19 protein-coding genes are annotated in these 26,091 nt (G+C 59.0%); 12 read left to right on the top strand and 7 right to left on the bottom strand.

Going from position 1 to position 26,091, the window contains the following annotated elements; translation table 11 throughout:
* Positions 1–218 precede the first annotated feature (218 nt).
* The 3 genes from J3361_RS28190 to J3361_RS28180 all read right to left on the bottom strand — a co-directional run bounded on the left by J3361_RS28190 (position 219) and on the right by J3361_RS28180 (position 2,794).
* The gene (locus J3361_RS28190; protein WP_207967291.1) at positions 219–1,598 is read right to left on the bottom strand and encodes a heavy metal sensor histidine kinase; all 1,380 of its coding nucleotides are present in this window, start codon (positions 1,596–1,598) and stop codon (positions 219–221) included.
* Complete coding sequence (locus tag J3361_RS28185; RefSeq protein ID WP_207967290.1) at positions 1,598–2,302, bottom strand: heavy metal response regulator transcription factor; 705 nt, start codon at positions 2,300–2,302, stop codon at positions 1,598–1,600. Before J3361_RS28185 ends, J3361_RS28190 begins: the two co-directional genes overlap by 1 nt.
* Positions 2,303–2,521: 219 nt before the next feature.
* A complete protein-coding gene (locus tag J3361_RS28180; RefSeq protein ID WP_207967289.1) occupies positions 2,522–2,794 on the bottom strand; it encodes a CopG family transcriptional regulator in 273 nt (90 codons plus the stop codon).
* A 418-nt stretch (positions 2,795–3,212) separates the two neighbouring features.
* Between J3361_RS28180 and tssI the strand changes: the two genes are divergently transcribed.
* From tssI to J3361_RS28145, 7 genes are all read left to right on the top strand, one after another.
* On the top strand, positions 3,213–5,438 hold the full coding sequence (tssI, locus tag J3361_RS28175; RefSeq protein ID WP_207967288.1) for a type VI secretion system tip protein TssI/VgrG: 2,226 nt from the start codon (positions 3,213–3,215) through the stop codon (positions 5,436–5,438).
* Positions 5,439–5,454: 16 nt separating this feature from the next.
* The gene (locus J3361_RS28170) at positions 5,455–5,913 is read left to right on the top strand and encodes a DUF6484 domain-containing protein (RefSeq protein WP_207967287.1); all 459 of its coding nucleotides are present in this window, start codon (positions 5,455–5,457) and stop codon (positions 5,911–5,913) included.
* 15 nt (positions 5,914–5,928) lie between these two features.
* Positions 5,929–7,041, top strand: a complete 1,113-nt coding sequence (locus J3361_RS28165) for a DUF2169 domain-containing protein (protein ID WP_207967286.1) — start codon at positions 5,929–5,931, stop codon at positions 7,039–7,041.
* On the top strand, positions 7,038–8,078 hold the full coding sequence (locus tag J3361_RS28160; protein WP_207967293.1) for a hypothetical protein: 1,041 nt from the start codon (positions 7,038–7,040) through the stop codon (positions 8,076–8,078). Before J3361_RS28165 ends, J3361_RS28160 begins: the two co-directional genes overlap by 4 nt.
* Positions 8,078–9,091 carry a PAAR-like domain-containing protein gene (locus J3361_RS28155; RefSeq protein ID WP_207967285.1) on the top strand — a complete coding sequence of 338 codons (1,014 nt, stop codon included), beginning with the start codon at positions 8,078–8,080 and terminating at the stop codon, positions 9,089–9,091. Before J3361_RS28160 ends, J3361_RS28155 begins: the two co-directional genes overlap by 1 nt.
* 22 nt (positions 9,092–9,113) lie before the next feature.
* Positions 9,114–10,025: a hypothetical protein gene (locus J3361_RS28150; protein ID WP_207967284.1), complete on the top strand. Its 912-nt coding sequence runs from the start codon at positions 9,114–9,116 to the stop codon at positions 10,023–10,025.
* A 94-nt stretch (positions 10,026–10,119) separates the two neighbouring features.
* Positions 10,120–11,364 (top strand): TIGR02270 family protein, encoded by a 1,245-nt coding sequence (locus J3361_RS28145; protein WP_207967283.1) that lies wholly within the window; start codon positions 10,120–10,122, stop codon positions 11,362–11,364.
* A gap of 135 nt (positions 11,365–11,499) precedes the next feature.
* Here the strand turns inward: J3361_RS28145 and J3361_RS28140 are convergent, their stop codons facing one another.
* The 3 genes from J3361_RS28140 to J3361_RS28130 all read right to left on the bottom strand — a co-directional run bounded on the left by J3361_RS28140 (position 11,500) and on the right by J3361_RS28130 (position 15,089).
* On the bottom strand, positions 11,500–12,873 hold the full coding sequence (locus tag J3361_RS28140) for an MFS family transporter (protein ID WP_207967292.1): 1,374 nt from the start codon (positions 12,871–12,873) through the stop codon (positions 11,500–11,502).
* Positions 12,874–13,086: 213 nt separating this feature from the next.
* Positions 13,087–13,926, bottom strand: coding sequence for a MaoC family dehydratase N-terminal domain-containing protein (locus J3361_RS28135; protein WP_207967282.1), 840 nt, complete (start codon positions 13,924–13,926; stop codon positions 13,087–13,089).
* Positions 13,923–15,089 (bottom strand): CaiB/BaiF CoA-transferase family protein, encoded by a 1,167-nt coding sequence (locus tag J3361_RS28130; RefSeq protein WP_207967281.1) that lies wholly within the window; start codon positions 15,087–15,089, stop codon positions 13,923–13,925. Before J3361_RS28130 ends, J3361_RS28135 begins: the two co-directional genes overlap by 4 nt.
* Positions 15,090–15,250: 161 nt before the next feature.
* Between J3361_RS28130 and J3361_RS28125 the strand changes: the two genes are divergently transcribed.
* Entirely contained in the window at positions 15,251–16,147 is an 897-nt protein-coding gene (locus J3361_RS28125) for a LysR family transcriptional regulator (protein WP_207967280.1), read from the top strand.
* A 10-nt stretch (positions 16,148–16,157) separates the two neighbouring features.
* On the opposite strand, the gene ripC is transcribed toward J3361_RS28125, so the two are convergent.
* Entirely contained in the window at positions 16,158–16,994 is an 837-nt protein-coding gene (ripC, locus tag J3361_RS28120; protein ID WP_207967279.1) for an itaconate degradation C-C-lyase RipC, read from the bottom strand.
* A 146-nt stretch (positions 16,995–17,140) separates the two neighbouring features.
* On the opposite strand from ripC, the gene J3361_RS28115 reads away from it, so the two are divergent.
* The 4 genes from J3361_RS28115 (at position 17,141) to J3361_RS28100 (ending at position 25,681) form a co-directional block, all read left to right on the top strand.
* On the top strand, positions 17,141–18,019 hold the full coding sequence (locus J3361_RS28115; RefSeq protein ID WP_207967278.1) for a LysR family transcriptional regulator: 879 nt from the start codon (positions 17,141–17,143) through the stop codon (positions 18,017–18,019).
* Positions 18,020–18,211: 192 nt separating this feature from the next.
* Positions 18,212–19,414, top strand: a complete 1,203-nt coding sequence (locus tag J3361_RS28110) for a M48 family metalloprotease (RefSeq protein WP_207967277.1) — start codon at positions 18,212–18,214, stop codon at positions 19,412–19,414.
* Entirely contained in the window at positions 19,402–24,846 is a 5,445-nt protein-coding gene (locus J3361_RS28105) for an AAA domain-containing protein (protein WP_207967276.1), read from the top strand. The genes J3361_RS28110 and J3361_RS28105 overlap by 13 nt, the downstream gene beginning before the upstream one ends.
* Before the next feature lie 55 nt (positions 24,847–24,901).
* Positions 24,902–25,681 carry an SDR family NAD(P)-dependent oxidoreductase gene (locus J3361_RS28100; RefSeq protein WP_207967275.1) on the top strand — a complete coding sequence of 260 codons (780 nt, stop codon included), beginning with the start codon at positions 24,902–24,904 and terminating at the stop codon, positions 25,679–25,681.
* Positions 25,682–26,091 lie beyond the last annotated feature (410 nt).

The following is a 26,091-nucleotide window of genomic DNA, read 5'->3' as shown; positions in this document are numbered from 1 at the left end:
GACACGGCAAAACCCCGGGGGGGGGGGCCTTCCCCCGCGGGGGCCCGGAACGCCCCCCAAACCCCTCCAATTGGCGGCATACCACCCCCCCCCCCCCCGCCGGTTTACGACTGCTTCGCAGCCGAGCGGGAGCAAGCTCCCTCGCCACAGGTCCATCATTTTTCTTAAGTGAACAGTATTGCAAACGCGAGCGGGCTTTTACTCGCGGGGGGCGACGACTAAGGCGCCGCCTGGTTCATCAAGGAAAAGCCGAAGGTATTGAAGCCATTTTCGCTGTGGGCGAACACTCGCCCGCCGTGCATGGACGCCACCGCTCGCACGATGGACAGGCCCAGGCCATGGTGCGCATCACTTCGCGCCCGGGCGGCGTCGGCGCGATAGAAACGCTCGAACAAACGCTCCAGGTGCACCGTGTCGATGGGCTCCCCGGCATTGGAAACGCTCACCTCGACCTGCATGCCGTGGCTGACCAGGCTCACGGTGATGATGCTGGTCGGTACCGCGTAGCGCGCCGCGTTCTGTATCAGATTGGCCAGGGAACGGTGAAAAAGGCGTCGGTCGATGCACACGCGCATGTCGCCTTGGATCTTCACGCTCAGTTGTTTGTCTTGCAGCACCGGTTCCAGGTACTCCACCGTCTTCGACGCCTCTTCATACAACGAGACATCACTGAGTTCGGTGGCCCGCTGCCCGCTTTCCGCCCCGGCGAGGAACAGCATGTCGTTGACGATGCCGCCCATCCGTTCCAGCTCTTCGAGGTTCGACTGCAGCAGGTCCTGGAGCTCGCTCACATCCCGACCGTGGGCCAAGGCCACCTGGGTCTGGCCGATCAGGTTGGTCAAGGGGGTGCGCAACTCGTGGGCGACATTGGCGTTGAACCCTTCGAGCTGACACCACGCCGTTTCCTGGCGCGCCAGGGCGCCGTTGAACGACACCGCCAATTCCTGCAATTCCGCGGGCAACGCCTCAGTGTCCAGCCGCTGCTTCGAATCCCCCGGCGGCAGGCTATTGGCCTGACGGCTCAAGCGCCGCACCGGCCCGAGGCCGAAACGCGCGATCCAGTAACCGAGCAGCGCAACCAGGCCGATGCCCAACGCCGAAGTCAGGATCAGTATCTTGGTGAAATGGTTCAGGGTCTTCCTGAACGGCGTCGAGTCCAATCCCACGATGAAGCGCAGTTCCGGGCGATTGCCCATGGCGGGAATGGTCTTGAGCAAAACCATCATGGGGCACTCACGCTCTCGCCCAGGCAATTGAAGGCTGAAGAGTCCATCGGCGCGCTTGGACCAATCCTGGCCGTCCGGCATCGGCCCGCCATAGCTGAAGGCCGGGTTATCCACCAGAATCCAATAACGGACCCGTTCATCCGCGGGCGTCAGGCCGTCGAGCTTCTGGCGCAAGCCGACCCAGAACGTCGGCGAATCGTATTTCGCCAGCACCGGGTCCAGCACCGAATGGCGCAGGACCAGTTCGTTCTGCATCTGTTCATCGAGCGATTGCTTCAAGGACGAACGCAGCAGCGTCGCGCTGATCGACATGATCAGCAGGACAGCGAGGGCGAACATCAGGGCCAGCCGCTTGGCGATGGAAATCTTCATCACAACGCACCACTTTGCCTGCCAGGTTCTTCCCGGCTTTCCAGTACATACCCCATGCCGCGGACGGTATGCAGCAGCTTGCGCGGATACGGCGCGTCCACCTTGGCGCGCACGCGCTTGATCGCGACCTCCACCACGTTGGCATCACTGTCGAAATTCATGTCCCAGACCTGCTCGGCAATCATCAGCTTGGACAGAATCTCGCCCTGATGCCGCGCCAACAGGCTCAACAGACAGAACTCCTTGGCCGTCAGGTCCAGCCGCAGCCCACCCCGGGTCACCTTGCGTGCTTGCAGGTCGACCTCCAGGTCGTCGATGCGCAAATGCGTCAGGTCGGCCGTGTCACCGGCACGACGACGGATCAAGGCCTGGACGCGCGCGACCAGTTCGGCAAAAGAAAAAGGTTTGCCCAGGTAATCATCGGCGCCCTCGCGCAGCCCTCGAATGCGATCATCCACCGTTCCCCTGGCGGACAACATGATAACCGGGGTTTTCTTATGCAGGCGCAGCCCTTGCAGCACGTCGTAGCCGTCCTTGCCCGGCAGCATCACATCCAGGATCACCACGTCGTAATCCCATTCCAGCGCGTAATGCAGGCCATCGATGCCATTGGTGGCAACGTCGACGATGTAGCCGAGCTCGGTCAAGCCACGATGGACGTAGGAGGAGGTTTTTTCTTCATCCTCGACAATGAGCAGGCGCATCAGGTGACTCCTCTAAGGAAGCAAGGCAACCCAGTGAGTCTAGGCAGTGAAGGTGTCTGGAGGCTGACGGCTTCCTGACATTTTTGTCAGAAAGTCATTCAGAGACTGTTAACCACTCTCAGGGAGGGCGTGCCAGAGTTGACGGAGCAAGCTCCAGGAATAATCGTCTGCCTTATCAATAACCCGCACTCCCCTTGACCCGGACACAAGTGATAACAATCAATCGTGAAATGGAGGAAGATCCGACGCTTCCTCAGTTCCCCATGTTTTCAGCCAACTTCTAATCTCAGCACCCGTTAAATGCTCGCCCGTTTCTTTGTAGGCGTTCCACGAAACCAACGCCTCACGCTTGAAGCTTTTCCGCACTACCTCTCGCGCTACAAGCCGAGGAAGAACTTCTCGTATACAGCAGTGCACTGAATGTTGCTGGGTGTTCGGCAATTGCTGGGTATGGGATGTCAGATCCTCATCAGTTTTGATCGACGTAGTCATGCTTGGCCTCTCCATTTTTCATTTGAGTCATCTCGTGTAGCTGCGGCTCGCCATGTTCATCGTTCTTTATTCGAATTTAGAATTAATAATATAGCTAACGAAACTAAGCAAACGACCTTTCAGTCACCTATCTTGACCTCAAGATCTGCCAATCTGACTGACGCCGGAACGTTAGCCAACGGCTCGGAGGCGCCATCAAACGGCGCCGGACAAACGTTCATCCGCAGGATACGGATCCGCTCGTACGTTCACATTGATTGAAAACCGCAAGACCGATAAGGAGATCACCCCTGTGGTGGATGTACAGCAATCATTGGATTCAATTTCCCCTGGCATTTCCCCTGGCGACGACCCTTACGGCGCCACCTTCCTTGCAACGGCCCACTGACACCCAAACAAGAGCCAAAGGAAGTCGTTCATGGCAATTACGCAAAACAGCCGTCTGGTGCAGGTCGACAGTCCGCTCGGCGGCGATGTCCTGTTGCTGCAAGGCATGGATGGCAACGAAGAGTTGGGGCGGTTGTTCCACTACGAATTGGACCTGACCTCCGAAGACCGGGCGATCACCTTCGACCAATTACTGGGCAAGCCGATGGGCTTGACCCTGGAGCTGTACGACGGCGGCAAACGGTATTTTCACGGCATCGTCTGCAGTTGCCGGCAGTTGACCGGCCACGGCCAGTTCGCCGGCTACCGCGTCAGTCTTCGCCCTTGGTTCTGGCTGCTGACGCGCACCTCCGATTGCCGGATTTTCCAGAACAAGACGGTGCCGGACATCATCAAGCAGGTGTTCCGCGACCTCGGTTTTTCCGATTTCGAAGACAGCCTGAGCGGCAGCTACCGCGAGTGGGAGTATTGCGTGCAGTACCGCGAAACCAGCTTCGACTTCGTCAGTCGGCTGATGGAGCAGGAAGGCATCTATTACTACTTTCGCCATGAAAAGGGCCGTCACGTGCTGGTACTCGCCGATGCCTATGGCGCTCACTCCACGGCGGCGGACTATGCCTCGGTGCCCTTCTATCCGCCCGATCGGCAAATGCGCGAGCGCGATCATTTCTACGACTGGCAACTGGCGCGGGAAGTACAGCCCGGCTCGCTGGCGCTGAACGACTATGACTTCCTGCGCCCACGCGCCAGCCTTGAAGTGCGTTCCAGCGTGCCGCGCAACCACACCAACGCTGACTACCCGCTCTATGACTACCCCGGTGAATACGTCCAGAGCAACGATGGCGATCACTACGCGCGGACCCGCATCGAAGCCATTCACAGCCAGTTCGAGCGCGTGCAATTGCGTGGCCGCGCCCGTGGGATCGGTTGCGGTCATCTGTTCACGCTGACAGGTTACGACCGCGCGGATCAGAACCGCGAGTACCTGGTGGTGGTCGCCCGTTATCAGATTCGTCAGGACGCCTACGAAAGCGGGCAGTCGGATGTCGGCGAACAGTTCGTCAGCGAGCTGGACTGCATGGATGCCAACCAGGCCTTCCGCCCTCTGCCCCTCACGCCGATGCCCATCGTCCGTGGGCCGCAGACCGCCGTGGTGGTGGGGCCCAGTGGCGAGGAGATCTGGACCGATCAATATGGCCGGGTCAAAGTGCACTTTCATTGGGACCGCCATGACCAGTCCAATGAAAACAGCTCCTGCTGGATTCGCGTGTCCCAGGCCTGGGCCGGCAAGAACTGGGGCTCGGTGCAACTCCCGCGGATCGGCCAGGAAGTCATCGTCAGCTTCCTCGAAGGCGATCCGGATCGACCGATCATCACCGGCCGCGTCTACAACGCCGAACAGACCGTGCCCTACGCGCTCCCCGCCAATGCCACCCAGAGCGGGACCAAAAGCCGTTCAAGCAAGGGCGGCTCACCGGCCAACTTCAATGAAATCCGCATGGAGGACAAAAAAGGCGCCGAACAGCTGTTTATCCACGCCGAGAAGAACCAGGACATCGAAGTCGAGAACGACGAGACCCACTGGGTCGGCCATGACCGCCGCAAGACCATCGACAACGACGAAACGGTGCACGTCAAACACGACCGCACTGAAACCGTCGATAACAACGAAACCATCACCATCGGTGTAGACCGCAAGGAAAAGGTCGGCAATAACGAAACCATCTCCATTGGCGTGAATCGCACCGAGGACGTCGGCAGCGACGAAAAGATCACCATCGGCGCCAATCGCACCGAGAACGTGGGCAGCAACGAGACGATTACCATCGGCGCGGACCGCACGGAAAAGGTCGGTGCCAACGAGACGATTACCATCGTCAGCAACCGCACCGAGGACGTGGGCGGCAACGAGACCATCGGCATCAGCGGCAACCGTAACGAAACGGTCCAGGGCAACGAAGGGATCGAGATCAACGGCAACCAGAGTACCCAGATCGGCCAGAACGAGTCCCGCGACGTCACCCAGAACCGCAGCACCAACATCAAACAGAACGACAGCCTGGACGTGGGCAAGCACTTCGCCCTCACCGCTGGCGACTCCATCAGCCTGACCACGGGCGCGGCCAGCATCACCCTGAAGAAGGACGGCACCATTGTGATCAGCGGCAAGAACATCACCATCGACGGCTCCGGCGCCATCAACATCAAGGCGAACAAGAACGTCGTCGTCAAAGGCCAGAAAATCCTGCAGAACTAGCCACGGAGTGGGCGCCATGACCGTTAAATATCATTTACCCGCTGCCTCTACCGCCACCCCCGCCCGCGTGGATGGGGTCGTGATCGGGGTGCTGCTGGATGTGCCCAGTGCAGATGCCCCGGTGGTGGCCTTCCCCGGCTGCCCTGGCGAAACCGGCCTCGCCGCGCGCACCACCACGCCACTCTCCCGTGAAGACATCGGTGCCCAGGTCGCGCTGATGTTCGAGGCCGGCGACTTGAGCCGACCGCTGGTGATCGGCCGCATCCAGCGCCTGCCGCAAACCACGACGCCAGCCGTCGCCCACCTGGACGGCGAACGCCTGGAGTTTACGGCAGAGCGGGAAATCGTCCTGCGCTGCGGCAAGGCGAGCATCACCCTCACGCGCGAGGGCAAGGTGCTGATTCGAGGGACCTACCTCTCGAACCGGTCATCCGGCGTGAACCGTATCAAGGGCGGTTCGGTGCAGATCAACTAGGCAGGTAGTCGACCCATGGAGCTGCTCAACGCCAGCAAACTGCTTGCTGCCTACACCCAAGGCCTGGACCCCGATGGCCGTGAATCCCTGGTGATCGTGGCCAAAGGCACTTTCAATTTGCCGCTGGACGGCCGTGCGGCAACTCTTGCCGACACCCAGCAACCACTGCTGATGGCCGATACTTTCTACGGCGAGCCTGGCCTCAGCGCTCCACTGCAGGAAATGGACTTCGCCCCGGTCAAGCCATTCTGCGATGTGCTGGTACGCGGCAAGGCCTACGCCCCGGGCGGGCGGCCCGTGGCGCAGTTGGCCGCAGGCATTCGCATCGGTCAGATGAGCAAGGCCTTTTCCGTCCTCGGCCCGCGGCAATGGCAACCGGGGCTATTGGGCGTTTCACCCGGTTTACCGCAGCCGTTTACCGAGCAGGACATCTCCTATGCCCAGGCCTACGGAGGTTCCCATCCCATGGCCAAGAACCCGGAGATGCGTCATTGCTACCCGGACAACCCAAGCGGTTGCGGTTGGTTCCCAGGCAGCATCGACAGTGCTGAAGTCGCTTACAAGCCAATGCCGAATACGGAGGAACTGGGCAAGCCGATCGACAGCCCTTCCGGCGACTTCCGCCCCATGGCTCTCGGCCCCCTGGGCCGTAGCTGGCCGCAACGCGCCCGCTTTGCCGGTACGTACGACGACGCCTGGTTGGCCGACAGCTTTCCGTTTCTGCCGCAGGATTTCGACCCTCGCTACTTCCAGGCGGCCCCAGACGATCAGCAGATTGCTTACCTGCGTGGCGGCGAGGACGTGCTGCTGCTCAACCTCACGCCCCAGGAGCGCGCGGGTTTTCGCATCCCTGAAATGGAGGTGCCGGTGACCTTCTTTCTGAAAAAAGGCGGCCATGAGACCGTGCAGGCGGTGATCGACACCCTGCTGATCGACACAGATGCGCGCCAGGTGCAACTGACCTGGCGCGTCTCCCGTCCGCTACGACGCAATATGTTCGAGATCGCCCAGGTGCTGGTCGGCACGATGTCCACGGGCTGGTGGCGCGCCCGTGAATTGGGCAAGGATTACTACCCGTCGCTCTCCTCTCTGGTAAAAGCCAGGCGCGCTCCCGAGGAGACGGACTGATGACCGCCCTTTGCATCATCGGCTCCGGCATGCTCAGCGCTGTCGGCCTCAGTGCACCCGCGAGCTGCGCGGCAATCCGCTGCGCCATCGACAACTTCCAGGAAACCCGCTTCATTGACCGGGGTGGCGAATGGCTGATCGCCGCCAGCGTGCCTTTGGAACAGCCCTGGCGCGGCCGCACCAAGCTGATCAAGATGGCCGCCCGCGCCATCGCTGAGGCGTTACACAGCACTCCCGGGGTCGACGCACAAAAGACCCCGTTGCTGCTGGGCGTGGCCGAAGCCGAACGTCCCGGCCGCCTGGATGGCCTGGATCGAACACTGTTGCAGGCCATCGAAGCTGAACTGGGCCTGCGCTTTCATCCGGATTCCAACATCATCGCCCGTGGCCGGGTCAGCGCTGCCGTGGCGCTGCTGAATGCGCGTACGTTGATCTACCAGGGCGGCCATCGCCACGTACTGATCGCTGGCGTCGACTCCTTCTTGAACGGACCGACGCTGGCCGCTTTCGAAGCACGCGAACGCCTGCTCACCGGCCAGAATTCCAACGGTTTTATCCCCGGCGAAGGCGCTGCGGCCGTGGTCCTGGCCGCCCCCGTAGCCAACCAAGAGCCGCAATTGGCCTGCATCGGTCTGGGCTTCGGCGTGGAGAAGGCCACCGTGGAGGTCGAAGACATTCCCCTGCGCGCCGAAGGTCTGACCCAAGCTGTACGGGCGGCGCTTAGGGAAGCCGGCTGCGGATTGGAGCAAATGGACTATCGGCTCACCGACATTTCCGGCGAACAGTATTACTTCAAGGAGGCCTCCCTGGCCCTGAGCCGGACCCTGCGCGTGCGCAAGGAGTTCTTCCATCTCTGGCATCCGGCCGACTGCATCGGCGAAGTCGGCGCTGCCATTGGCCCGGCCATGCTGGCCGTGGCGTTGGCCGCCAGTCGCAAGGGCTACGGCGAAGGTCCGAATATCTTCTGCCACCTGGGCAACGATGCCGGCGAACGCGCCGTTGCACTGCTCAGTTACCAGACTGTGAGGGCTGCGTAATGGCGAATGAGGTCTACGCCAACAATATGGAGGTTTCCTGCAAGGCGGCCGACGGCAAGTCGATCGCCTGTTTTCCGGACGTCTGCTTCACCCCGCCCCAAGCCCCGCCCACCCCGCTGGGGGTGCCGATTCCCTACCCCAATACCGGCTTGGCCAAGGACACCACCAGGGGTACGCGAACGGTGAAAATCAGTGGTAAGGAGGCCATGCTCAAGGATAAGAGCTATTTCAAGACCAGTTATGGCGATGAAGCTGGAAATGCGCCAAAAAAGGGGATAATCACCGGCAAGATCAAAGGGAAGGTCTATTTCACAGCCTGGTCGATGAATGTGAAGTTTGAAGCTGAAAACGTCGTGCGAAATATGGACCTGACCACCCATAACCACGGATCGACAAGCAACACCGGCCCTTGGCCTTATCAAGATGCAATTGCGATGGATACCGCTGGTCACCCTTGCCAACCCATGGCAAGCGATATCAAGACGCAATGCTCGGGTGCCGAGGACAAAAGCGACAAGTGTTGCAGCAGCCGTAAATGCCTAGTTATGCCGAAAACCCCGAACCATTGTTGCAACGGCGCGGATGGCAAACAGATGACAGGCCACCACCTGCTTCCATCCAAGGAATTCGTCGCCCATGTCAACCGAGGCTCCACCGACGCAACGACGAACTATGAGTCGGACAAGGCCCCCTGTCTCTGTGTGCAAGGCCATAGCCATTCATTACGTACCGAGCATGGGCAGGTAGGATGCAATTACACCGTCGAAAGAAATGCTTGGCTCGCTAATCCCGCCAACCGAGGCAAGGCCTATACCCTGGCCGTCGGTTGCGAGGTAGGCGCGAAGTCGGCGGTTGGCAAAGTCAATGTTCCACCCGGAGCCAAAGGATGTAACAAGGAGTGCCTGCAAAAGCAGTTGGAGGATGGTCACCAGAAGATGGAATTGACGGTGAAACCCAACGATCCGCTGCCCAGAGCGAAACAACCGCCAGCCGCCATAGTCTTGGACGATTAACAAACACGGGGATCGAGTGAAGATGAACGGAATATCAGATGCGGAGTTTATTGAAGGGGCCTTTATTCAAGAGGGCGTTAGTCCGGTCGCGGGCATCATCATCGCGACCTGTACTGTTGGCGGCGATTATGACAACCCAAAGAACAGGATCGGCGTTAGAAAGCAGGATGTCTGGCTTGAGTTCGGATTGTCTGCAGAAGCTATTCTCTCGGTTGATGCCGCTATTGACGGCTCTGCTTACGTCCTGGGGGAGAATGGCTCAGTCGTGCGTTTCGACTGGAAATCGCCTACAACAAAAGAAGAGCTCAAAGCGTCGCGAAAGGCCTACGCAAACGCTGCCGTCGGTGATATCGGGCCACTGCGCAGAATTCGTATCCTGGGTGACGATGTGATCTGCGCAGGATCGGTCGGCCAGGTCTATCGCTTGTTTGGCGACACGTTCGAAACGCTGCCGAAGTTAAGCGTTGGCCATCAGGAAGTGACAATCGAGGATATCGCCGGAAGCAGTCGCAACGACTTTGTCGCTGTAACTTCCGATGGTTACGCTGCGCATTTCGACGGTACGAACTGGTCGGTCCTTGATCTACCCACAAACGCAAGTCTTACCAGTCTCTGCCGGCTGGACAACGGTCACTATGCCATCGTTGGCAAGAACGGGACTGTACTGATCGGCGTTGCAGATCAATGGTCCATTATCCAACCGATTGACACGAGTCGAAGCTACTGGGGAGTCGCGGCCTATCACGATGAAATCTATGCAGCGCATTTGGCCGGTGTGGACAAAGTCGCCGGACAGGCGCTGGTTGCCTTGGATATAGAGGAAGCAGACCTCCAATTCACAGTGCTTCGAAGCAGCAACGAAGGGGTGTGGTCCTTTGCGGACAGGACGATTGGGTTGATCCGCGATGATCAATGGCAAACGATCATGAAGTGATGCGTGCCAAGGGCACGTAGCAATTGGGAGCCCAACGTCTGGCCAGTCATTCGAAGGCTCCTGTAGAAGAACCGCTGGAGGCGAAACATTCAACATGCCAGTAACTTCCATTGTTTTGGCCCAACACGCCGAAGAAGCCAGCTTCCTCGCCATCCTGCGCGACTATGCCCTGCGCGCCCCGCACTATGACATCGCACACCTCGACAAACTCGATAACCGCCTCGAAGGTCACCTCGACGGCTTGCGAATCTCAGCCCCTGGCGGCCTGGAAACGCTACTGGCCCAGCTCGGCCCACACGCGGTCGGCGAGATGTTCGCCAGTGTGGTACTGGCCTTCGAGACGGCCGATGCGAAAGTGCTGTCGCGACTCAGCGAGCATTTGCGCAGCGCCTTGGAAACCGAACGCGGCTACCTGATGGCCTTGGGGTGGCTCGACTGGGAACGGGTCGCGCCCTGGATCGAGCGCATGCTCGCCTCCCCCGAGCCCCTGTTCCGCCGCCTCGGCCTCGCCGCCTGCGGCATGCATCGCCACGACCCAGGCCCCGCCCTGCTGGCCGTACTTTCCGACGTCGACCCAAGCGTGCAGGCACGTGCCGCGCGCACGGCGGGCGAGCTGCGCCGGCGTGACCTGCTGCCGGCGATTCGTGCCCACCGCCAGCATGAAGACGCCGCCACGCGCTTCTGGGCCAATTGGGCCACCGCCCAAATGGGTGATCAGCAAGCCTTGGAGCCTCTGCGCACATTTGCCGAACGACCGGGCGAATTGCAATACCGCGCGCTCTGTGTATTACTGGCCTGGCAGGAACGCGAGCCCAGCATCGCCTGGATACGCCAATGGGTACAGGATCCCAGGGATCGACGCATCGGCATCCAGGCCCTTGGACTATTGGGCGATCCGGTCTGCGTGCCCTGGTTGATCGAGCAGATGAGCGACCTGCCCTATGCCCGCGTCGCCGGTGAAGCCTTCAGCCTGATCACCGGCGCGGACCTGGCGTTACTCGACCTGGAACTGCAGGCCCTGCCGGATTTCGATGCGGGCCCGAACGATGACCCTGAAGATCCCAATGTCGCGATGGACCCCGATGAAAACCTGCCCTGGCCCGACCCGCAGGCAATCGAAAGATGGTGGCAAGCCAATAGCAGACACTTCCCGGCAGGTACTCGTTATATGCTGGGATCGGCCCATAGCGAACACAGCTTTCAGCAAGCCCTTATCCACGGCCAGCAGCGCCAGCGCATCGCCGCCGCCTGCGGCATCGCCCGCTATCGGCCAGCCGAAGTGCTTTTCCCCACGAGCGCACCGGCCTGGCGGCAAAAGCGCTTGTTGTTCGGGCGATGAGCAGGCGATATATCGGGCAGTCCGCTGCCCTCCAGAGAACAAAACACCCCGCGAGAGCTGCTCTTGCAGGGTGTCTCGCCGCCCCCTCAACCTGACGGATGAGCAGCAACAGATCATCAACCAGTTGAAGACCTGCTACTGCGCCCTGCTGAACAGCATTAACCCAGGCGACCTCGCGAAATTGTCCTCGACAGTCCCGGTGCCATCCAGATACCCGTGCTTACGCAAATCAGGCATTAATACCGAAGCAATAAACGTCACACATGCCAACGCCGCAACATAATAGAAAAAGTAGCTTTCAATGCCCATTGCCTTAAGCATCAATGCAACGTACTCCGCGGTGCCGCCACACAATGCGTTGCCGATCGCATAAGGCAGACCAACACCCAGCGCCCTGACAGAGGCCGGATAAAGATCCGCTTTAAGTACGCCAGTTACGGGTGTGTAAAAGGCAGCGATAAGAAGCCCTGGCATAATAAGCGCAAAGGCCGCATAAGGGCTCGACACAGTCTTTAACGTGGTCAAAATCGGCACAACCAATACTGTTGCCAAACCACCAAATATCATCATGCTTTTTTTCACGCCAATACGGTCTGCCAGCATGCCGAAAAATGGCTGACAAATCATGAAGCACACTAAGGCAGACGTCATGATGAAACTTACCGTCCCCGCATCCATCCCCACCGACAGCACCAGGTATTTCTGCATATACGATGTGAACGTATAGTAGTACAGCGAACATCCCATGGTGATAGCCACCGTTAAAATCACGGCCCGCTTATGCTTTAACAAAGCACGAACAGATCCTGCCTCCTTGCTCTTCATTTCTTTTACTGAAGCCGTTTCGGTCATGGACCGACGTAGAAACACGACCACAATCGCGCTAATTGCTCCGATGAAAAATGGAATTCTCCAACCCCAGGCTTTCAAATCTTCCGGAAGCAATGCGTGCTGAAGACCAGCAACCGTCAGCAGCGCAAGTAGCTGACCTGCAATAATGGTGGAATATTGAAATGAACCGAAAAATGATCGGCGTCCGGCAGTCGACATTTCACTGATATAAGTGGCACCTGTTCCGTACTCAGCGCCCACTGAAAGCCCCTGCATCAGCCTGGCTACAACCAACAGGATGGGGGCCGCGACACCAATCGTCTCATAAGTGGGCATGATCGCGATCATCAAAGACCCACCGCACATCATGAAAATCGAAATGATCATTGATATTTTTCGACCACGCGTATCGGCAATGTAGCCAAATATCCAACCACCGAGGGGACGCATAAAAAAACCGACAGCAAAAATTCCTGCTGTCGCTAACAGTTGACTGTTTTGATCTCCTGCCGGAAAAAACAGCGAGGCAAAATAGATGGAAGTGTAGGCATAGATGAAAAAATCATACCACTCAACCAAATTGCCCGAGCAGGCCCCAAGTATCGCTCGAACCCGTGCTTTACTTGTGATAGGAGGACGCTTGACAGTGCTGTTATGGGCATTACTTATTATTATCATTTCAATCTCCACGAGCAGGAACAATCTGTTGACGCGCTTATGCGTTAAATCATCGGCCCAACAACAGTCCGCGCAAAGACAAACGCCAATCGCGCAGACTGTCAGTTTGATCATCTAATCAATTAATAAAATTATTAGGGGAAAGGCTGTTTTAAGCGAAATGGCAAACGCCTTGATGTGCCTTCATCGTGCATTTCGCATTGCAATGCAGGCTCAAAAACTGGCGCGCGCCTGCATCGAAACTGCGCCATCAGGCAAGCTGACCCATAACAGCAGGTCATCACCTTCATAGACAGCATTTATTGTTAGCGTCACTCCCAGCAAGGCAGGACGAACGCCTCGATAATTAAAGAGTTTTACGGGTTTTTCCGCGATACATTCGGCATAGCCTGCCAGCAGAGTCGCGTTCAGTGGACCATGTATCACCTGACTCGCGTAACCTTCAATATCTCGACAGTAGTCAACGTCATAGTGAATACGATGGCCATTGAAAGTCAGTGCTGAATAGCGAAACAAAGTGGTCGAGGTCGGCAGCACTTCATAGGAGTGAGTGGCGTGCGGCATCGCGGCGAATGGTTTGTTCGAGTCGACTGGCGTTGCCTCCTTGTAGACGATGTCGTGGTGCTCGGAAATGGCAACTTCACCGGCATGCAAAATCTCATGCAGTACAGTGACGAACACCAGCTCGCCACTACGACCTTGCTTGTGCTCGATCGAAACGATGCTTGAGCGTTTCTCGACGCTGCTATCCAGAGGCAACGCTTTCTTGAATTCAAGCTGTCCACCGGCCCACATACGATTGGGCAACGGCACGGGAGGCAAGAAGCCACCTCGCGCGGGGTGACCGTCACGCCCCAACTCTTCAGGCGGCAGCCCATCAAGAAAATACAGCCAGTGCCATAATGGCGGCAATGGATAACCCGAAACCAAATCGCTCTGTGGGATGCCCAGCGTTGCAGCCATCAAACGCGCATGGCGTGAAGACAGGACATCGTGGTCGACATGGGTCTTGCCGATCCATTGCCGAAGTTGTTGAAGATCAATAGCGCTCATGCAGGGACCTCCTCTTGTTTGTTCTGTGTTGCTGTCGCCTGGAATTCTTCGCGCAAGCGATCACTGTGTTCGCCCAGGAGCGGAGCTTTTTCGAATCGTTGTTCGTCCCAAGGAGTGCGTACCGGAGGAGCAATCATCTCGACTTCACCGGTCTCGACTGCCATCGGCCATTTACGAAGGCCTGGATGTTCTGCCATCTCGGCGACGGAGCGCACCTGACCAAACGCGGTATTGGCCTGCCCCAGTTTGTGGATCGCCTGTTCGGCGCTCAGAGTGGCGAAGGACGCACTGATGAGCGCATCCAGCGCGTCTCGGTTACGGACACGTTCTGTGTTGGATGCAAAACGAGGATCAGTAGATGCGCCAGTGCCTTCAAGGAGCAGGTTAGAGAACTGCTGCCATTCGCGTTCGTTCTGAATACTGATCACGATGTCTCGCTGATCGCCAGTGGTATAAGCACCGTATGGAGCAATTGAAGGGTGACGCAGCCCCTGGCGTGTTGGAGCTCCATTGCCATAAATCTCGTGCAGGTAGGGAATAGTCATCCAATCCGCAGCACCATCGAACAACGAAACGGAAATCCCGGAGCCCTGCCCGGTTCGTTCTCGTAACTGCAACGCCGAAAGCACGCCAATCGCAGCATTCAAGCCTGCCCCGATATCACATATCGACACGCCGATGCGGCCATATCCATCAGGTGAGCCGCTGATGGCGGCCAGACCGCTTTCGCATTGCACCAACAGGTCATACGCCTTCAAGCCACTGGCGGGCCCCTCAGTACCATAGCCACTGATATCGCAGGTGATCAATTGTGGATTCAGTGCGCGCAGTTCAGAGCTGTCAAAACCTGCGCGAGCAAGGGCTCCGGGAGCCAGGTTTTGCACGAATACATCAGCGCTGGCGATGATCCGTTTCAATAGCATCGCGTCGTCGGCATTCTTGAAATCCAGTACCAGCGATTCCTTGCCTCGATTGGTCCACAGGAAGTACGAAGAGTGACCTTTGGCGGCATCGTCATAGCCGCGCGCAAAATCTCCTTCTGCACGTTCAACCTTGATCACTCGCGCCCCCATCTCCGCCAAACGACAGGTACACAAAGGCGCCGCCAACGCCTGTTCGATGGAAACGACGGTAATGCCTTGCAGAGGCTTTGTGGTGGACATCAGTTTCTCCCATTGACAGTTTGCCTGAGCAGTATGTGCAAGGAACGGCCAAGGGAGCAGCGAGCTTTTACGAAGACAGTGTTAGTTAAATACAAACACAAGACGAATTTAAGGCGGTTGAATTAGACTAAGTCATCATGATTTTGCCGGAGACTAACGCAATGTTGTACGACTTGACCGACCTGAAGGTCTTCTTGGCCGTTGCGGAGGAAGGCAATCTGTCGCGCGGCGCCGAGCGTTGTAATCTCGCACCCTCCTCAGTCAGTTTGCGCATAAAAGGGCTTGAAGCCAGCCTTGGTACACCCTTGCTGCTGCGCCAGGCCAGGGGGGTGGGTTTGACCCCGGCGGGTCATGTGCTGGTCGAACATGCAAGACGCTGCATGGCTCAGTTGGAGCAAATGACTACTGACTTGCAACCGTTCGCCAATGGCTTGATCGGCCACGTGACTTTTTTTGCCAACAACAATGCCATCAGCTCATATTTACCGGATGACCTGGCGCGCTTTTTCTCCAAGTACCCCAATGTCCGTATCACGCTTGAGGAGCGATTGAGCCATGACATTATTTCAGCCGTCTCCTCAGGCCGTGCCGACATCGGAGTCGTCGCCCTGGAGTCCGTCCATCCGGATCTGGAATTTCTACCCTACAGAGAGGACCAGTTAGTCTTGTTAGCACCGCTAAACGGGCAATTCACCAATCTGCATTCGGTTAGTTTTTCCGAATGCCTGGGGCTCCCATTTATCAGCCTTCAATCGGGCGCGGCACTGCATACTTTTTTGATGAATCATGCCAGTGCCCTTGGCGGGCGATTAGATGTGCGTGTCCAGGTCTCCGGATTTCGGGCGATTGCTCGCCTGGTCTCATCGGGAGCGGGTATCGGCATCGCCCCACGTTCAGCGTTAGAGCCAGCAGACCTGGATCGCCTTCAGGTTATCGATCTGGTAGAGGGATGGGCCAAGCGTGATTTACGAGTGTGCGTACAACGCAACCCGCGAGAAAAGAACGCGTTGCGAGACAACCTGATAGAAATTCTTTGTCAGCCTGGAAATGATCGATAGCGCATGAGAGCTACATCTCAGTGGATTGGCCGGCGCGGGCCAGCACTCGGCGGGCTTGGCGAGCGACGGCCTCATCGACCATGACCCCGTTCACTTGCCCGACGCCCCGACGGTTTTCGATCAGAATGGCCCGCGCTGCGACGATCTCATCGGCGGTCGGTGTGAACGCCTGATTGATGGCGGCAATCTGACTCGGGTGGATCGCCGCTTTACCAGCAAACCCCATGTCGGCAGCCTGGAGCGCAGCCCGCTCAAGCCCGGCCAAGTCGCGAATATCGAAAAAAGGAGAGTCGATAGCAGCGATAGCCGCTGTCGCGCACGCGCTCACAAGCGATACACGTGCGAAGGTAAGATTCGCTGCAAAGGGGCCACAGCCTAAGTCCGCCGCCAGATCCGCAGCCCCGAACATGAGTGCGGCGAGTCGGGGCGTTGCATGAGCGATGTCGGATACCGCCTTGAGTCCGACCGCACTTTCGATCAAGCCAATCAACTTGGTGCTCAGTCCCTTTTCGCTGAGCAGACGGTCCACTATCTGCAAATGCGCAGCGGATTCGGTTTTTGGAAGCAGCAGAAATTCAGGCTGAACCGGACTTGCCAACAATTCAAGCACGTCACAAAGCCCCGCAGACGTATCCAGTCCGTTGATACGAATAATGCAAGGGAACCGCGTTTCCTTGGCAGCATTGAGTTTGGTGAAAGCAGTAGCACGAGCACTATTTTTGTCTTTAGGCGCTATCGCGTCTTCCAGATCAATGATCAAAAGATCGGCGCCCACCTCCTCGGCTTTGGCGAAACGCTCAGGGTGTGTTGCCGGCGTGAAAAGAGCACTGCGCATACGTTCGGACATTTTCTACTCCAGGGGGGAAGGTGCCGCAAGGCGTGCTGTGATCCTTGCTGGCGCGTGAACCACCATAGCTAGACAAATCTCAATGGACTATTGTATGGAGCTGTCGATCTTCATATGTTTTACAAATACCTATGGGGCTATTAACTATGGAATTACGGCACATCCGCTACTTTCTAGCCGTCGCTCAAGAGCAGAATTTCACCCGTGCGGCTCAGAGAATCGGCATCGGACAACCTCCATTGAGCTTGCAGATCCGCGACCTGGAGCGTGAGGTGGGCACCCGGTTATTTCACCGCATTCCGCAAGGCGCAGAGTTGACTGCGGCTGGGCAGGCGTTTCATGACCTGGTTCGAAACATACCGGCTCAGGTAGAACGAGCAACGCATGCGGCTCAACGAGCCGCTCGGGGCGAGTTAGGGGCGCTGCGCATAGGTTTCACTGCCTCCGCAAGTTTCAATCCGGTCGTGGCTACGGCAATTCGTAATTTTCGACGGGCATACCCGGATGTCGATTTGACCCTGGAGGAAAGCAATACCATTCGATTAATGGCAGGCCTTACGGAAGGTGACCTGGACGCGGTTTTTATTCGCCCGGGAATAGCTGAAGCTGATCATTTGACGATGCGAATTCTCTCGGAGGAACCATTGCTCGCGGTTCTGCCAAAAGATCATGTGGCTGCACAGCAGAAAAAATTGAACCTGAAAGATCTCAGCCAGGACCCTTTCATTCTCTATCCCAGAGAAGTAGGACCTACCTTTTTCGACACCGTTATCGCTGCTTGCCACGATGCGGGCTTTAATCCGATTCTGGGACAGAGCGCTCCACAACTTGCTTCTGTCGTGCACTTGGTAGCGGCAGAACTGGGGGTTTCGCTTGTGCCGGCTTCGATGCAGCAAGTGCATGCCGCAGGGGTGGTTTTCAAAGAGATAAAAGATGTATCACCCATCGCCCGGCTTACACTCGCCTGGCGTCGCAGGGACAACTCGATTTTCCTGCAGAACTTCATAAATTGTGCCGTCAGTTAACCACCAGTGGCAGCAGGCCTCGAACTATCGCCCGCAGACCATTGCCCCTCCCTTCTATAAACAACGTTCGTATCTTCTCCGCGCCCTAGGTATGCTCGCCCTCAAAGCCGATGACCGAAAAACGGGATGCCAGCCCAAGCCCTTGCTGCCCAGGCACAGCGTATGGAGCCGTATCCTCAAGGATGTTGAACGATGAGTAACCCCGCGCTGGATATCAGCAGCTTGACGCCATTGCCATACCACCAGCAGGTGGTGAATTACCTGAAGACCAGCGAGCCGGCTGTCTGGAGTTGGGCCTCGTCGCTGGGGGTTCAGCAGGAACACGCGCAAGAGGTGCGCGCGCAACTGCTGCGCGATACGTACCGACTCCAACCGGACACGCATCCCGACGCTTATCAAGCCTGTGAGACCGCGCTCCAGCGCTTGCACATCCAGGCGCCGGCCACGCTGTACCAGGCCGGAGATGGCGGCATGAATGCCAGTCTCTATTACCTCGCCGGTGAAGTGCATGTGGTGTTCTACGGCCCGATCCTCGAGCGTCTCGACGCCCAGGAATTACTCGCGCTCTTGGGACATGAGCTGGCGCATTACCGGCTGTGGTCCGAGCATGACGGCGACTACCTGACTGCCGAGCGCATCCTCAACCACACCCTGGCCGATGTCTATACGCCGGCGAGCCTGGAACAAACCGCCCGTTTGTATAGCCTGCACACCGAAATCTACGCGGACCGAGGTGCGGCATTGGTGGCCAGTGGGCCCGAGGCGGCAATCACCACACTGGTCAAGGTGCACACCGGTATTGTCACGGTCAATGCTGCCAGTTACTTGCAACAGGCCAAGGAGCTGGACGGTAACGACGCGCAACTGTCCCGGGGCGTGTCCCACCCGGAGACCTTCCTGCGCTCGCAGGCACTGGACAGTTGGTGGCAGCAGATCCCGGACATTGACGCCTGGCTGCACCGCCGCCTGCGTGGGCCGTTGTCGCTCAACCGCCTGGATGTGACTGACCAGGTCGAGCTCACCGCCCTCACCCGCCGTTTTATCGCCAGTTTCATCAATGCGCCGGCCTTGCAGTCAGAGGCTGTCGGCAACCAGGTACGCGGTTTCTTTCCCGATTGGGAAGACACCGAAACACCACTGGACCTCAGTACCCTGGACGTCGAGCGCATTGACGCGAGCATCCACGAGTACCTGCATTTCATCATGCTCGACCTGTGTCTGGTGGACCGCGACCTGCGGGATGATGCCTTGCTGCATGCCGCTCGCACCGCGAAGAAACTGGGCAGCGCCGACGACTTTATCAACGTGCTCAAGCGCGATATCAAACTTCCCAAACGCGAGCTCGACCCGCTCATTCGCGCGCTCAAGGCGGAGGTCGACACATGGACCCAATGAATCAGCCAGTAACGTTCAAGCAACTACTCCTGAGCCACGACGGCGCTGCGGTGCCGATCGATGATGTGCTGTTCCTGATGCTGCCGCTGCTGCGGCAAGTGGCCCAACTGCATGAACTCGGCCGTGTGGCCCACTTGGGTTACCTCGACGTCATCCTGGGACCCGAGCGCACCTTGCAACTGCGCAACCCTGAAGGCCTGTCGCCGCGCCTGGCGCTGGAAGCCATCAAGCAGGTGCAGCCCAACCCGGAATCGGCGCTGAACATCATCGGCAATGTGCGCTTGACCCGCGATTCGAAAGACGGCGTGGCGATTGCCGATTTGCAGGTCCAGGAAGATCCGCACCAGAGCATCGACCATCCCGTGTTTCTCACCGAGCTGCACAGCTGGGAACACAGCCTGGGTCATCACGACGAAATCACCGACATCTTCCAGTTGGGCCAGTTGCTGGCGTGCCTGGCCTGCGGGCTGGATTTCGCCGATCTCGACGACCTCAAATCCTTTGCCCGGCATCGACGCAACCTGTTCCAGCTCAACGGCCGGCTCAACCCGGTGCTGGCGAACCTCATCAATGAGATGACCGAGCTCAATCGCCACGAGCGTGCCACCGACGTCGGCTCACTGGCGCGGCGCCTGGAAACCTGGCGCGAGCAGCCGGCCAGCCTCGACGTTGAGCGGGTGCTGGCCGAGGCCGAAGGCCCGGCCTCTCGACGTACCGTGGTGCTGGAGCACCTGCGCAATCGGTTGTTCGACCTGTCCCGGCGCAATCGCCTGCTGTACTTCCGTCCCACCCAGGCCAACATCAACCTCACCGTGGCGAGCGTGCCGCTGGTGATGCGCATCGAAAGTATCCGCCCGGAAGCGTTGTGCACCTGGCAAGCGAGCTTTGGCGGCTTTTCCGAGCAGGTGCTGAGCGGCAACCCCGTGGGCTTGCAACAATGGCTGCGCTTTGAAGACCAGGCATGGTTGCAGACGTCCCTGGAGCGCATCATTCAGGAAACCCGTCGCGACCGTGCCGAGTTTGGTTTCAGCAACCTGCGCCTGGTGGTGGCGTTCATGCGCTGGCATAACCTCAAGGACACGCCGGATGAACGCATCGTCACGCCGCTGCTGTGGCTATCGGTGGAGCTGAGCCGGAAAAAGGGTGTGCGCGACCAGTTTGTGCTCAAGTGCGATGAGACCGAGGCCGAGTTCAATCCAGTGCTGCGTCACCAACTGCGCCAGCTCTACGACATCCAGCTACCGGAAACCGTGGACCTGCAGACGACGTCCCTGGAAACCATTCACGCCGACATCGCCCGGCAGATCAAACTGACTGAGCCGGGCGTTGAACTGCGTCTGCAAAGCAAACCGCAAATCGAGCTGATCCATCAGAAAGCGGTCCAGCACCTGCATCACTTCCAGCGGCGCCGCGCCCGCCAGCGCTCGGCCATGCCGTCGGTGAAACCAGACTTCAGCTACGACCGCGAGGACTATCGCCCGCTGGGTCTGCAGTTGTTCCGGGAAAAGGTCCTGCCCAGCGACCTGCCCCTGCGCAGTGCCGTTGGCGCCAAGCCTGCGGTGCGCACCCAGCACCCGCAAATGGTGGCGAGCAGTACCGAGAGCAGCACCTACGCCCTGCCCCAGGATCAAGGGCATCGTTATGCCTGGGATATCGACCTGACCCAGGTCACCCTGGCGAATTTCAACTACCGCAAAATGTCGCTGGTACGCGACTACGCGCAATTGATCGAGGAACCGGCCCAGAACGAGGCGTTCGACCGGATGTTCTCCATCGAACCCCGGGAGATCGAAGTCCAGGCGCCAGACCCGATACCGCTGCCGGAGCAATGGAACGTCGTCGCCGGCGATGCCACGCAGAACGCCGCCGTCAGTCTGGCGCGAACCGGGCGCAACTTTATCATTCAAGGGCCGCCGGGCACCGGCAAGTCCCAGACCATCACCAACCTGATCGCCGATTACGCCGGCCGCGGCCTGCGGGTGCTGTTTGTTTGCGAAAAACGTGCGGCGCTGGACGTGGTGTTCCATCGCTTGCAACAGAGTGAACTGGGTGAGCTGTGCTGCCTGATCCACGACTCCCAGAGCGACAAGAAAGCCTTCGTCGGCAACCTGCGCGAATGTTATGAGCGCTGGATCGCTGGCGATGCCCAGTCATCACAGCTGCAAGCAAGACGCAGCGCCGTTCTCGCTACCATGACTCAACAGTTGGACCTGATCGAGCGCTTCGAGCAGGCCATGGCCGCGGTTCCGCAAACCCTGGCGTGTTCAGTGCGCGAGCTGGTGCGGCACTTGATCGAACTGCCCGGCGCTGCTGCAAAACTGCCCCCCGAAGCCCTGGAGCGCTTGCCTGAATGGCGCCGTTGGCAGTCACAAAACGAATTGACCGGGCGGCTGTACCAAGCCATGACCGAGCGCTTCGGCCTCGACAGTTTTGCGCGCCACCCTTTCAGTCGCCTGGCCTCAAGCGTCATCACCCACGAACATGCCTATGGCCAGCTCAAGGCATTCCTGGATGAAGCCAGCGGGCTGATAGACAGCGTCGAGCCACTGCTGGAGTCATCGTCGAGCCTGTTGTCCAGTGACACGGGCCTGGTTGATGCACAGGTCCTGACCCTGGCGGCCGAGCAAATGACCGGCTCCAACCTCGCCTCCCACCTCGACCTGCTGGAACCCGGCTCACCGAGCTACCTGACACTGCACGCCGAACACGCCGCCTTGCAGGCGCTGACCGTGCAGCAACACAGCATCCGCGAGACCAACCGCCACTGGCGCGACAAGCTCGACGTGCAAGATACCCAAGCGGCCCGAGCCCTGGTGCAACGCCTGGAAGGGTCGCTGCTGCGTTGGCTGCAACCGGGCTGGTGGCGACTGCGTGGCGAACTGCAACGGCGCTATGACTTCAGTCAACACGCCATACGTCCAAGTTATCGCAGCGTGCTCGACAACCTTGCCGGCGAACACGTGGTCAATGCCCAACTACAGGTCGAGCAACAGCGCCTGCAAGGTCTCTATGGTGTGCAAGACGTCGACGTCTTTGTGCAAAATCTGCACGCCTTGCTGCAACAACTGAACACCTCGCCCCTGTTGCGTCAATGGATCGAACGCCTGCGCAATAGCCCTGAAGCCTTGCCCGCTGTGCGCCAGGAGGCCAACCTGCGTCAGCCAGTGGCGCGGCTGGCCCAACTCGTCGGTCAGTACTGCGTGTTCGAGCCGGCACCGAGCCTGGGGACGCTGGCCGAGTATCTGCGCGACCTGCGCGAAGAACTCGACGAACTGCCCGATAGCCTGCCCTTGCTCAATGAGCTGCATCAGGCCGATCCGGTCTGTCTGCTGGCCTTGCAACAGCACGCCCTGGTGCAGCGATCGCTTGATGCCTTGATTGCCCAGGAGAACCTGACCCGCCTGTATCGCGCCAATCCGCAACTGGCCCGCTTCGACGGCGCGGCCTTGAGCCTGGCGACCCACCAGGTCAGCCAGGCCGAAAACAGCCTGCTCAAACACAATGCCCATGTCCTCAGCGCCACGTTACAGCAGCGTTTCCTCGAACATGTGAAGCAGTCGGCCATGTCGGTGACCCAACTGGATGCCGCGGCCCGTGAGTTCAAGAAAGCCTATGCCAAAGGCCGCCGTGAGCTGGAGCACGAGTTGGGCAAGACCATGCGTTATCGCTCCATCCGCGAACTGGCCAGCGGCGACAGTGGCCGGGTGATCAACGACCTCAAGCCCATCTGGCTGATGAGCCCGTTGTCGGTGTCCGACACCCTGCCCCTGGCCCCGGATCTGTTCGACGTGGTGATCTTCGACGAAGCCAGCCAAATCCCCAGCGAAGAAGCCGTGCCCGCCCTGAGCCGTGCCCAGCAGGTGATTGTGGTGGGCGATGAGATGCAATTGCCACCGACCAACTTCTTCTCCAGTGGCGGCGACCAGGACGACAATGAGTTGATTGCCATGGAGGACGGCGAACAGATCGAGATCAACCTCGACGCCGACAGCCTGCTGAGCCAGGCCGCACGCAATCTGCCAGCCACCCTGCTGGCCTGGCACTACCGCAGTCGGCACGAAGCGCTGATCAGTTTTTCCAACGCGGCCTTCTATGAAGGGCGACTGATCACGATCCCCGACCGCCGGATCGAGCGCCCGGCCCCGGCCAACGGGCCGCTGAGCTCCACCGATGAACAGGCGGTCATCCAGGGCGCCGATACCTTGCTCGAAAGCCCTATCAGCTTCCTCAAAATGCGCGATGGCGTGTACCTCAGCCGCAGCAACGTGGCCGAGGCGCGTTACATCGCCAACCTGGTGCGTGAATTGCTGCATCGCGAGACAGGCCTGAGCCTGGGCATCGTGGCGTTTTCCGAAGCGCAGCAAGGGGAAATAGAACAGGCGCTGGAGAACCTTGCGGCCAGTGACCCGGCCTTCGCCACACGCCTTGAGCGCGAATACGTGCGTGAAGACGCCGGGCAATTCAACGGCCTGTTCGTCAAGAACCTGGAAAACGTCCAGGGTGACGAACGAGACGTGATCATCCTGAGCATCTGCTACGCGCCAGGGCCGAACGGCAAAATGCTGATGAATTTCGGCCCGATCAATCAGCGCGGCGGGGAAAAACGCCTCAACGTGATTTTCAGCCGCGCGCGCAAACGCATGGCGATCATTTCCAGCATTGAGGCCGATGCCATCACCAACACCCACAACGACGGTGCCGCGGCCCTTCGTGCCTTCCTGCAATTTGCCCAGGCCAGCGCCAACGGTGACGCGCCGCGCTCCCAGGGCATCCTGGCCAACCTCAATCCGGGGGCCAAGCAGTCCTTTGCCGTCACCCTGCCCAAGGACAGCCTGCGCGCCGCCCTCGCCAGCGCCCTGCGCAAACGCGGGCACGAGGTGCAGGAGTCTGTAGGGCGTTCGCAATTCCGCTGCGACCTGGCGATCAGCGATGCCAGCGGCGAACACTTCAGCCTCGGTATCCTGCTCGATAGCGACGCGTCGGCGACGGCGAACGTGCGCGAACGTTATGTGTTCCGGCCGACCGTGCTGCGCAGTTTCGGCTGGAAGATCATCGACGTACTCAGCCATGACTGGCTGCGGGATCGTGACGAGGTGCTGAACCGGATCGAAGCCCTGCTTCGCGGTGAAGAGGCGCCCGTGTTGTTGGAACCGGAGCCGGCAGTGGAAGGCGTCGACACCGAACCGCCAGCGGAGCCTGTCGCTGAACCGGCAACCTCAATGCGTGAGTTCACCTTTGGGGAAGGCAACTCCAACAAGTTCTGGCGCATCGGCGTCACGGCGACGGATGTGGTGGTCAACTTCGGTCGCATGGGGACCAAGGGCCAGACCCTGATCAAGTCTCTGGAGAGTCCCGAACGTGCACTGCGGGAAGCTGAAAAGCTGATCGCGGAAAAACTGCGCAAGGGTTATCAGGAGCAAACGGTGCCGTAAGTCTCGACGATAGGGTTCAGACACCAGGCAATCACTTACAACCTCTGGAGACACCATGCCAAACCCAACCGGACAGAACCCCGTGGCCCTTGTCAGCGGGGTTGGCAGTGAGATCGGAATCGGCATGGCAATCGCCCGCAGGTTGGGCACAGCCGGCGCCAGGTTGATCATCACCGCCAGCAGTGCACGCATTCTCGAACGCGTCGCAGAGCTACGTGCCGAAGGGTTCGAAGTCCAAGGCCGGGCCCTCGATCTTACCGATGAAAGCCAGGTTCATGAGTTCATGGCGTGGGCGGAGTCCCTCTGGGGCCAGATCGATATCTTGGTCAACAACGCGGGCATGGCCATGCAAGGCAGTCCAGAGTTTTTTTCCGACTTGGCAACCATGGACCTGCACACCTGGAACCTGACACTGGCGCGAAACCTCACCACGGCGTTTCTGCTTACACGGGCGGTCCTGCCCGGCATGCGGGCGCGCCATTACGGACGCATCGTCAACATCAGCTCCACGACCGGTACCCGTTGCAGTAACCCGGGTGAAGCGGCTTACAGCGCTGCGAAAGCGGCGATGGTGGGCATGAGCATGAGTCTGGCGCTGGAAGTCGCCAAGCAAGGGATCACTGTAAACAGCGTCGCGCCCGGCTGGATCACCACAGGATCGACCACCGACGAGGAAGCCAAGGCAGCCGGCTACACGCCGATGGGCCGGGCCGGACGACCCGAAGAGGTGGCGGCATTGGTGGCTTTCCTTGCGTCTGCAGAGGCCAGCTACCTCACTGGCGAAGTCATCGTAGTGGATGGCGGAAATTGCCTGGTCGAGAACAAGGCGCCTTGATTCCCTGTGGGAGCGAGCTTGCTCGCGATGGCGGTGGTTCAGCTAAATGAGTGTTGGATTGGCTGCCCTCTTCGCGAGCAGGCTCGCTCCCACAAGGGGCTGGGATAGACCTGAATGTTGTGCCTGCTCGCGATGGCGGTGGTTCAGGAGGCACAAGGGCTTCGAGAACAGCACGGTCTTGTGGCGAGGGAGCTTGCTCCCGCTTGAGTGCGTAGCGCTCATCGCTTTTTTGGGGCGGCTTCGCCACCCAGCGGGAGCAAGCTCCCTCGCCACAAGGTCAATCTCCAAACCAGCCGGCCCGGCTAACAATCCCGGGGGGCAACTAATTCCTTGCTCTTTTAAACAATCTACGCTGGCGCAGCCCCCCTCCCCGCTGGTTTCTCTCCGGTTCCCCTCTATTTCCAATATAC

Origin of the sequence: Pseudomonas sp. OA65, from assembly GCF_017498305.1 — a bacterium.
Taxonomy (GTDB): domain Bacteria; phylum Pseudomonadota; class Gammaproteobacteria; order Pseudomonadales; family Pseudomonadaceae; genus Aquipseudomonas; species Aquipseudomonas zanjanensis.
Note: the sequence above shows the minus strand (reverse complement) of the source record. Positions and strands in the feature narration are given on the sequence as shown.